Source organism: Chloracidobacterium sp. (genome assembly GCA_016711345.1).
Lineage (GTDB): Bacteria > Acidobacteriota > Blastocatellia > Pyrinomonadales > Pyrinomonadaceae > OLB17.
In genome coordinates this window covers 738605-749626 of record JADJTD010000001.1, presented here as the reverse complement: position 1 = coordinate 749626, position 11022 = coordinate 738605, and the positions used below count along the sequence as shown (strand labels likewise).

The following is an 11022-nucleotide window of genomic DNA, read 5'->3' as shown; positions in this document are numbered from 1 at the left end:
AGGACGGTTGGTGATATTATTCGCGTGAGAGTTTTTACCCTTTACAATATTGTCTGTTCAGGTTTGATCGAACAGGTTCCACAATCGTTTCAGGACCGGTGAACAAACACCGTTCATGACCGACAGATTTTAGGAGAATAATCGTTTATGACTGCGAATACAGCTTGCAAGTTTTTGTTGGCGATAGTCGTGTTGGGCGGTGCGGGTTTTAGCGCGCATGCCCAGCAGATCGTTTGGACTGCCAATTATGAAAACCAGGATAGTTTTGTCAAAGAAAAAGGTGTGACTAGACAGTCTTTTCCTGCGGAGTTTAGGTTATTTAGTTTGAATATCGAACCGCTCAGGCAGCAGTTAATGTCGATTACTGCGAATGATGCTGTTAGCAATTCGACGATAATTTCATTGCCAAATGCCGACGGCCAGCTAGAATGGTTCGAAGTTTTTGAGGCATCAAATTTCGAGCCCGATCTTCAGGCAAGATTTCCTGACATCCGCGCCTATTCCGGCCGCGGGCTTACGGATGAGTATGCGACATTGAAATTGAGTCTTTCTCCGCAGGGCGTTCAGACGATGATTTTCCGAACGGACCGCGATAACGAATACATCGAGCCGTATTCTGCTGACCGCACAGTATATGCAGTATTTCGTTCGCGTCGAGAAAAAGGCGAAATGCCGTGGTCTTGTACGACGGTTGACAGGAGCCTTGCCGCCGGACTTGATATGGAAGTTCAGACGATGAATCTGCCCGAAAGCTCAGCCGGACAAGTAAAGACAATGCGTTTGGCTCAGTCCTGCAACGCTGAATATTCAAATTATTTTGGAGCAACAAGTTCCGCTCAAGTAGGTTTGGTCCTGGCTGCATTTAACGCTACGCTGACTCGCTCAAACGGCGTTTATGAAAGAGATCTTGGATTGCACTTGAATCTTATTTCAAACACGACTTCTGTTATTTATTACACGCCTTCGAGCGATCCGTACTCGACCACTTTGAGTCAGTGGAATCTGCAATTGCAGCAGACGTTAACCAACGTTATAGGCAGTGCCAATTACGACATCGGCCATATGTTCGGAGCTTCGGGAGGCGGCGGAAACGCAGGCTGCATCGGGTGTGTATGTACCAATCCTGCTACGTCGACTTCGCTCGCTAAAGGTTCGGGCATCACGTCGCCAGCCGACGGTATTCCGCAGGGAGACAATTTTGATATCGATTATGTGGCTCACGAAGTCGGGCATCAATTGGGAGCGAATCACACATTTTCATTTTCAAATGAAGGGTTTGGTACGAGTAAAGAAGTCGGTTCCGGCATAACTGTAATGGGTTACGCGGGCATCACTAATCAGGATGCGGCACCACACTCGATAGACATTTTTCATCAGGCTTCGATCGCACAGATTCAGGCTAATTTGGCGACAAAAACCTGTCCTGTTACAACAAACATGACGGCAAATAGTCCGCCGACCGTTTCCGCAGGCAGCGATTACACGATTCCCATTTCGACCGCGTTTGCCCTTACCGGGTCGGCAACCGATCCGCAAGGCGACCCGCTAACTTATAACTGGGAGCAGAACAACAACACCACAACAACAGGAAACGCCAGCGTTGCGTCGATCACGAAAGCAACCGGCCCAAACTGGATATCATTCGGCTCGACGTCCTCGCCGACGAGAAATTTCCCGAGGCTTTCAACTATCCTTGCCGGTCTGAACGTTACGCCCACATTGGGCGGCGATGCGATATGTAATGTTGAAGCTCTTAGCTCTGTATCAAGAACACTCAATTTCCGTCTGACCGTAAGAGACAACCGCCCTTATGTTCCGGCTTCGACTATCGGCCAGACGCAATTTGACGATATGGTCGTCACGGTGAGCAACACTTCGGGACCGTTTCAGGTGACTTCGCCGAATACGAATGTTTCCTGGGCGGGCGGATCTTCACAAACCGTTACATGGAATGTAAATAATACGACCGCTGCACCTGTTAGCTGCGCGAATGTCAAAATATCGATGTCAACGGACGGCGGACAGACATTTCCGACTGTTCTTGCCTCAAGCACGGCCAACGACGGTTCGCAAGCGGTAACGATACCCGTTGGAACAACAACGACGGCAAGAATAAAAGTTGAGGCGGTTGGGAATATCTTCTTTGATATTTCAAACACCAACTTTACGGTAACCGGCGCAGCGGCGACTCCGACAAATACGCCGACGTTTACGCCGACAAATACTCCGACGAACACAGCAACCAGTACGCCGACCAATACGGCAACGAACACTCCGACGCCAGCTAATACGCCGACTGCAACGGCTACATTTACTGCGACTGCAACCGCGACGAATACGTCAACTCCGACCGAGACGGCTACATCAACGCCGACTGGAACAGCGACCGATACTCCAACGGCTACGGCGACAAGTACCGCGACTAACACAGCTACCGCAACGGCAACTGCAACGTCCACATTCACACCGACAAATACGCCAACGGCAACGGCGACTGTAATGTCAACGGCGACCAATACGGCAACAAATACGCCGACCGCTACGCCAACAGCAGCTTGTACACCGGCGGCGAACGTGACGGTCACAGGAACCGGTACAGGTGCAATTCCTGACGGCGGTTCGGGCACACCGCCAGTTTATGGAGCGGCCCGCGTTATTAGCTTTGTTGTTTCGGGAATCACCGGACCGCTCACATCAGTATCGACAAGTGTGACTTTGACGCACAGCTATGTGGGCGATGTGGATATGATCCTCAGGTCTCCGAGCGGATTGGTCAGTTTTGTTACTGCAAGCCGTATAGGGGTTACTACTGCAGGCAGTTACGGAGACAGTTCCAATTTCAGCGGAGCGTATAACTTTACCGATGCTGCGACGGGAACGAATATTTGGACGATAGCCTCAGGTCTTGGAGCGAACGCCAATATTGGTGTTGGTAACTATCGGACAACCGGAGCAGGAGGCGCAGGCCAAACAAATCCGGCACCTGTCACCAATCTGACTGCTGCGTTTGCAGGTCTTACAAGTGCTCAGATCAATGGAACGTGGACGCTTTCGATCCGAGATGGAGCAGCAGCCGATACTGGAACAGTAACGGCGGCAAACCTCGTCCTAAGAGGTGCAAATTGTCCGTAAGTTAGGGCTTTGTGCGACTACAGCAAGGGCGGAACATTCGAGTTGAGTGTTCCGCCCTTCCTTACGTGCGGGCTTCTGCTTGAGCAAACTTGCTGTAAACAGGGCGCTTCTTATAAAATGAAAGTTTGCGTTAATCACTATTTTATTTAAAAGAGAGTATTAAAATGAGTACAGGAACAGAATCAACGGCGGGAGCAGCGGCAGCGGGACTTCGCGGAGTTGTGGCGGCACAAAGCTCGATCGGCGACGTTAACGGCGACGACGGTATCTTAATTTATCAGGGCTATAACATTCACGATCTCGCCGAGCATTCGACGTTTGAGGAAGTTATTTTTCTACTCTGGAACGGCCGTTTGCCAAAGGCAGATGAGCTTGCCGCTCTAAATGCTGACATTCGGGCGAACTACGAGGTTCCCGCCGAAGTTATTGCGGCGATGAAGCAATTCCCAAAGGATGCCGATCCGATGGATGTGCTCCGCACAAGCGTCTCGTCGCTTGATTTTTATGACAAGGACGGACACGGAACCGATCGCGAACACGCAATGAAAGCCGCCGTCAAGCTTACAGGACAGATCGGAACTCTATCTGCGGCTTGGGATCGCATCCGCAACGGCAAGGAAGTCGTTGCTCCCGATCATTCTCTGAATATTGCAGAGAATTTCCTTTATATGCTTCGCGGCGAGCGTGCTGATGCTGATGAAGCTCATATTTTCGATGTATGTCTGATACTGCACGCCGATCACGAGTTGAACGCCTCTACATTTACGACACGAGTCGTCGCGGGAACGCTTGCCGACATGTACGGCTGCGTCACGGCCGGCATCGCGGCTCTTGCCGGGCCGCTTCACGGCGGTGCGAATACCAACGTGATGAAAATGCTCATAGAGATCGGCGAGCCGGATAAGATCGATGCATGGGTCGAGAAAGCTCTCGAAGAAAAACGCAAGATCATGGGCATCGGCCACGCCGTTTATAAAACCGAAGACCCGCGTGCGACTTGGCTGCGTAAATACTCACAGCACATGGCTGAAAAGAAAGGCGTTACGAAGTGGTTCGAGATGTCGCGTCGTATCGAGCAGTTGATGCACGAAAAGAAGGGAATGTTCCCAAACGTCGATTTTTACTCGGCTTCGACCTATTACCTGATGGACATCCCGCTCGATCTTTATACACCGATCTTCGCCGTCAGCCGTATTTCAGGCTGGACCGGCCACATCCTCGAACAATACGGCCACAACAAACTGATCCGCCCGCGTGCCGAATACATCGGAGCCCGCGACCTGAATTACGCACCGATCAGCGAGCGATAAGGAAAAAAGTGTGCAAAGCGCGCACGTCAGTAGGGCGGAACATTCAACACAGAATGTTCCGCCCTACTACATTTCAATGCTCAATTAGAATAGCTCGACCTTTCCGTTAGTTACGCTCACTCGCGATTCGCCTTCGTTGAACATTATTCGCTCGAAAGTCAGAGGTGAAACCGAACCAACCGGCCCAACAGCAGTGAACCTCAGATTCAACAACAAGCCATCCGCATCAATCGGATAAGCTCCGTAAACAACGACTCGCAATAAACCTGGCTCGTAAGGATTTGTCACGACCGAAAGCCCTCGGCTGATCGAGTTTTTCATGTCCACAACTTCATCAACCGGCTGCATCACCGAGGGATCGTATCGAAGATCGAATTCATACGCGATAATGCCTTTGTCATCAATGCCATCGACGGTCACGGGAACAACTATCTCTTTGTCGGTCGTCGACGTTACATGGTGAGCCGTGACCTCGATCGGTTTCGCCGTTCCGTAGTCATTTCCATGGTCCGCTGACCACTGTTCACTGTCCACAGTTCGAGTCGGCCTTGCCCCTGAGTTTGTCCAATTGCCCGAAACCTCACCCATCAGCAATGCTGAGAAGTCTTCTCCCGCTAGATTTTCTGTGACCGATGCGTATATACGGTTTACCGGAAGGAATCTCCACGTCGATGTCGAACCGATGCCAGGAGCGATGTATGGCGGGCCGGCAGCGAACTTTGCGATCATCGCCGCATCGAACGAAGTGACCGAAGTGTTGCCGCTGACATCTGCCACGATCAACTGATTTCCTGTCAACAACGGATTCGGCGGCCCGGCGACATGCTGAGAGATCTTCGCAGCATCAAATGAAGTGATGCTGTTCACGCCGCCGGTCTTTGTCGGCGTCAGGGTGTAAGAACCCGCACCAAAACCCGTCAGTGTATATTGTCCTGCCGTGGCACCCGGAGCCGCTGTCGTCGTCATGACATTCGGCGAGCCTGTTCCCGTGATCGTTACATTTGAAACAAACCGCGACGTCGGCGCTCCGATCGCATTTCCATAGGTCACCGTTCCGCTGATCGACGGCGTTCCCACACCAGTCGGCGTATTGGTTGGAGTTGATGTACTCGTCGCTGTTGCTGTGTTAGTAGGAGTTGCGGTTGGAGTGCTGCCGCCTTCGGGCCGGAACAGCGACACAATATTCTCGGCGAGACGGCCAACGATGAGCTGGTTGTTCGTGTAATCGTACGCAATACGCAGAGTGGCAGCAGTGCCGTTCGCAACCATGCCAAGAACACTGTTGCCTGATGAGATCTCACCGCTAATACCGGCGTTACCCGCAAGAGTTACGGCCCCCGCGTTTTGAATTGGCCCGTTATCATAACCTGTTGAGTAAATCGTATAGCCGCCGTTTGTCAGTGCCCTGATGGTGTTGTTGCCGGCACCGATACTATTGCCCACAGAGCCGATAAGTGAGTTTGTCGATGAAACAGCGCCAATTACCCCAGCAGTGCCGCTGCCAAACGTAGCAGCCCCTCGTAAGGCTGACCAACTGGAGCTATACACAACGAAGTTGCCGTTAGAAAGTTGAGTAACCCTGCCTCCTCCGACCGCGTCGCCGCCGACCTGGTCATTGCTTTGAGAACCAATGAGCGAATTTGCGCCCGAGATGGTTCCTGAAACGCCGCTCGTGCCGTTTCCCAAAATAACTGCACCTGCGTTGACTATTCCGCCAATGTCACAGGTCGGACAGGCGATCACATAATTGCCTGTAGTAAGTGGTGTCAGCGAACTGAGTGTGGATAAATCGTTTGAACTCGAACCGACAAGTGAGTTTGCCGGGGAAACTGTTCCGACGGTTCCGGTTGTTCCGTTTCCGAATGTCACCGCTCCGGCATTCGATATTGCTCCGTTGTCCCATTCGGGGCTGCGAACTATGTAATTCCCGTTCGTAAGCCGTGATGTAAACGCGTTGCCGATCTTGTCTCCAGTAGTCGAGCCAACCAGAGAGTTGCCTGCTGAGATCGTTCCTACACATCCGCCTGATCCGCTGCACCAACGAACTGCTCCGACATCTGCTACTGCTCCGTTATCCCATAGCGGTGCCGAAATAATATAACTGCCATTTGTCAGAATAGAATCAGTGATGTTTTGTCCTACCTGATCTCCTGCAGTCGAACCCACGACAGAATTTGCCGGTGAAACGGTTCCTGTTATTCCGGTCGTTCCATTACCAAAAGTTGCGGCACCGGCATCCGCGGTTGCAGCATTGTCCCAGAGCGGGCTGTAAACAACGAAGTTACCGTTCGTCAACGCCCTTACACCTGTATTGTTGCTGACGCCGCTGAGCTGGTCATTAGGCATTGTTCCAACCAGTGAGTTTGAGGTGGTTACCGGGCCGGTAATGCCGGTAGTGCCGTTTGCAAAGGTAGCGGCACCCACATCGGCAACCAGGCCATTGTCCCAGAATTGACTTGCGACGACATAATTACCGTTTGTGAGAGCGATCGCGTACCGGCCGATCTGATCGCCCGCCGTCAGGCCTACCAGCGAATTTGCAGGCGAGACTGCGCCGGCACAACCCGTAGTGCCACTGCACCACGTTGAGGCTCCCGAGTCTGCTAATGCACCGTTGTTCCAGAAAGGGCTTCCAACAACGTAATTGCCGTTCGCAAGAATAGAAAATGCTATCGTGTCAAATCCGCTGACCGTGGTTCCGCCAACCTTGTCATTTGCTGTTGATCCGACAAGTGAATTTGCCGCAGAGATGACGCCTGAAACACCGGTCGATCCGTTTCCAAAGGTTACGGCTCCAGCGTTGATAGTAGCGCCGTTATCCCACAATGGGCTTATGACAACGTAGTTGCCGTTGGCAAGGGTCTGTACGAAACCTCCGCTAGGTATATCAAGCGAGGTCGAACCGACAAGAGAATTCGCGGCGGAGATCGTGCCGGTACATCCCAGAGAGCCGTTGCACCATGTAATTGCTCCGGCATCTACTATTCCGCCGAAATTGCGACTACGGGCGAGATAATTGCCATTTTCCAGCAAAACGGTGGCGACGTTGCCGACCGCATCATTTACAAACGATCCAACCAGAGAGTTTGCGGGGGAAACCGCACCAATGGTGCCGCCTGAGCCGCTGCAGAAAGTTGATGCACCGGCATTCAGGATGCCTCCGTTGTCCCAAAGCGGACTTCCAACAACATAGTTTCCATTGGGCAACACCCTGATTTGACCCGACGAAATATTGCCTATCTGATCTTCTGCTATTGATCCCACCAGAGAATTTGCCGGAGAGATTGTTGCCGGACAGCCCGTAATGCCGCTGCACCAGGTTACGGCTCCAACATTGGCAACCGCGCCGTTGTTCCATAACGGGCTGCGGACAACAAAATTTCCGTTTGGAAGCACCGTGACACTACCGCTGGCTCCAATGCCATCTCCCTGAGCAGAGCCTGTAAGAACGCTGATCAACGCACCGGTAGCACCGTTGTAAAGGTAAACGGCTCCTGTAAAGGTTGCTCCGCCAGGATTCCATTCCGGATCGGTCACAATAATATTGCCGTTCGGCAACGAAATTACTTCGAAGCCAAATTTTACGCTTCCTGCGGGCCCGACAATATCAAATTGGCTATCCGGCCGTTTGGGGTTGGTCGTGTCTTCCGCAGAATGTGTAATTTCAGAAGTGCTTCCACTGGCCGCGACAAGATTTGATGGCCGCGACAGGGATATCATGACAAAGCCCAACAAAATTAGGGCGAAAAGAGCAGAAGCTTTGATTGGGCGCGAATATAGGGTAAACGGATGCATCGATTTTTCCTCTTAGAGATGAATGCGTAAAAAAACGGCCAAGTCGGACAAAGTGCAGAACTGAAATTTGCAATTGCAACTTGAATTCACCAAGGCAGACGTTTCATGGATAAGATGTTAAACTTTAGACGCAATATTGGCGTAAGAGCGGTGCGACTTACATGCATTGTTTAGCATTCAATTAATGAGTCGGAGATCGGGGCTTACGGGTTTGAATCGAAATATCGTTTCAGCGAAGATTAGATTGTTTGAAATTTGTTCTGACTGTAACAGTAATATTTGCAACCAGTTACACATTTTGTAAGGTGACGTCATATTTTTTCAAAAAACGTGGAATATAGGCCAAAAATCAATGCAACTGCAATAAATACAATAGTTTGCGCGTTCCATTTGACAGTGGAACGCTCTGAAACGGCGGAACGGCAACTCGGGTGAAAAAAAAACAGTGGGACAGTGGGACAGCTGGGCACACGGATGTTACGTTTTTGGCGGATGCGAAACCGCGCGGTGCAACAGTTCGTATTAGCATCGGCATCTACTGTAAAATAATTATCGTAAACAACAAGGAGTTTGGAATGGTCAAAAGATTGTTAAGTCTTGCCCCGCTATTTATCATTATTGTGATCGGCCGCTTTGTTATCGTTGCTCAGACAGATATGAAACCACCTATTGCTAAGAAGGAACCCAAAATTCTAAAGATCCATGGTTATGAGATCACGGATAATTACGCCTGGCTCCGCGGCGACAAGAGTAAGCTCGGTCCCGCGATCAAGTCGTATCTTGAAGAAAACAATAAATATACCGAGTCGTTCATGGGCAAGCACCAGCCGTTCGTTGATACGCTTTATAAGGAAATGCTCGGGCGTATAAAGGAAGACGATACTAGCGTGCCTTATAAATTGGGTGAGTATTGGTATTTCACCAAAACGGAAAAGGGTAAGCAGTATTCGACCTATCTTCGCAGCAGGTCTAAGGACGGAAAAAATGCGGAAGTGTTGCTTGATCAAAACGAGATGGCAAAAGGATCTGAGTATTTTAATATCAGTGAATTTGACGTTAGTGACGACGGCAAATTCCTGGCTTTCTCTACTGATACGACTGGTTACAGGCAATATGTTTTACAGATCAAAGACCTCACGACCGGGAAGATACTGCCGGACAAGATCGAGCGTGTCACATCGGCTGTTTGGTCAAATGACGGCAAGTATCTTTTTATAGGACAGGAAGATCCGGTTTCGAAGCGCTCGGACAAGATATTGCGGCACGCAGTTGGGACGGACAAGAACGAAACGGTCTTTGAGGAAAAGGATGTGCTCTTCGATGTCGGTGTCAGGCGTTCGCGCGACCGCAAGATGATGTTTATTGCCTCTAGTGCAAAAACGATGCGGGAATTTCGTTATCTTGCGGCGGACGATCCGCTCGGCGCATGGAAATTGATCAGTCCGCGACGTGAAGGACACGAATATTATGCTACTTTTGACAGCGGTGAATTCTACATAACTACAAACAAGAACGCCGAGAATTTTAAGGTTGTTCGAGCGCCTGCGAATGATCCGAGCGAGAAGAATTGGACCGACTTTGTTCCATACAATCCAGAAATAAAGATCGATGGAATCGCATTCTTTAAAGACTATGCCGTTGTTTCCGAGGTTGAGAATGGCCTCGAGTATCTTCGTGTAAAAGACCGTAAAACACGTCGTGCCGATCAGCGGATCGAAACACCCGAAAGCGTTTATACTATAAATCTTACGGCAAATCCCGAGTACGAAACGCCGGTTGTTCGTTACGGTTATGCCTCGATGATAACTCCGAATTCGACTTATGAATTCGACTTTGCATCGCGGAAAAGTACGCTCATTAAACAGCAGGAAATTCCGAGCGGCTACGACAAGACGCAGTACGAAACAAAACGGGTTTGGGCAGATGCTCGCGACGGCGTGAAGATTCCCGTCATCTTAATGATGAGGAAGGGAACGAAGCTTGACGGTTCGGCTCCGATGCTGCTTTATGGGTATGGCTCGTACGGTCTCTCGATGACACCGTATTTTTCGGTCGGTACGCTTAGCCTGGTAGATCGTGGAATGATCTATGCGATCGCCCAAATTCGAGGCGGCGGTGAGCTTGGCGAGAAATGGCGGCTTGATGGACGGATGTTCAAGAAGTTAAATTCGTTTAACGACTTTATCGACTCGGCAAAATGGCTTCAGGCGAACAAATACTCCTCACCCGACAGGACCGTAATTGAGGGCGGATCAGCAGGCGGTTTGTTAGTTGGTGCGGCCGTGAATATGTCACCGTCCACTTTTCGCGCTGCGATCGCACAGGTTCCGTTTGTCGATGTGATGAACACGATGATCGACGCTGACCTTCCGCTTACGACTGAGGAATGGATCGAATGGGGCAACCCGCGAGACGACAAAAAAGCTTGGGATTACATGATTCAGTATTCGCCATATGAGAATGTAAAAGCGCAAAGTTATCCGAATATGCTGATCGAGGTTTCGCTCAACGACAGCCAGGTGCCGTATTGGGAAGGAGCCAAACTAGCGGCCAAGATCCGCGAAATGAAAACCAACGACAGCCAAATTCTTCTCAAAACAAACATGGGAGCAGGCCACGGCGGAGCGTCGGGACGCTATGACCGATTGAAAGAGATAGCGTTTGAATATGCCTATGCGCTGACTCAGGTTGGGATCAGTAAATAGTTATTAGTTAATGATAGATAGGAGGGCGGTGCATTCGATATTGAATGTTCCGCCCTTACTAATGTGCGTGCTTTCATCGT

General features: G+C 50.5%; 4 protein-coding genes. 3 read left to right on the top strand and 1 reads right to left on the bottom strand.

Annotation, left to right across the window (positions count from 1 at the left end; all coding sequences use genetic code 11):
• Positions 1 to 147: 147 nt before the first annotated feature.
• On the top strand, positions 148 to 3132 hold the full coding sequence (locus tag IPL32_03225) for a peptidase (protein MBK8464818.1): 2985 nt from the start codon (positions 148 to 150) through the stop codon (positions 3130 to 3132).
• Positions 3133 to 3296: 164 nt separating this feature from the next.
• Positions 3297 to 4442: a citrate synthase gene (locus IPL32_03220; protein MBK8464817.1), complete on the top strand. Its 1146-nt coding sequence runs from the start codon at positions 3297 to 3299 to the stop codon at positions 4440 to 4442.
• 84 nt (positions 4443 to 4526) lie between these two features.
• On the opposite strand, the gene IPL32_03215 is transcribed toward IPL32_03220, so the two are convergent.
• Complete coding sequence (locus IPL32_03215) at positions 4527 to 8237, bottom strand: hypothetical protein (GenBank protein MBK8464816.1); 3711 nt, start codon at positions 8235 to 8237, stop codon at positions 4527 to 4529.
• Between the two features lie 431 nt (positions 8238 to 8668).
• Between IPL32_03215 and IPL32_03210 the strand changes: the two genes are divergently transcribed.
• Complete coding sequence (locus tag IPL32_03210) at positions 8669 to 10942, top strand: S9 family peptidase (GenBank protein ID MBK8464815.1); 2274 nt, start codon at positions 8669 to 8671, stop codon at positions 10940 to 10942.
• Positions 10943 to 11022 lie beyond the last annotated feature (80 nt).

Coding starts and splice junctions, on each gene's coding strand:
- IPL32_03225 (MBK8464818.1), top strand. CDS start 148: ATGACTGCGAATACAGCTTGCAAGTTTTTGTTGGCGATAGTCGTGTTG.
- IPL32_03220 (MBK8464817.1), top strand. CDS start 3,297: ATGAGTACAGGAACAGAATCAACGGCGGGAGCAGCGGCAGCGGGACTT.
- IPL32_03215 (MBK8464816.1), bottom strand. CDS start 8,237: ATGCATCCGTTTACCCTATATTCGCGCCCAATCAAAGCTTCTGCTCTT.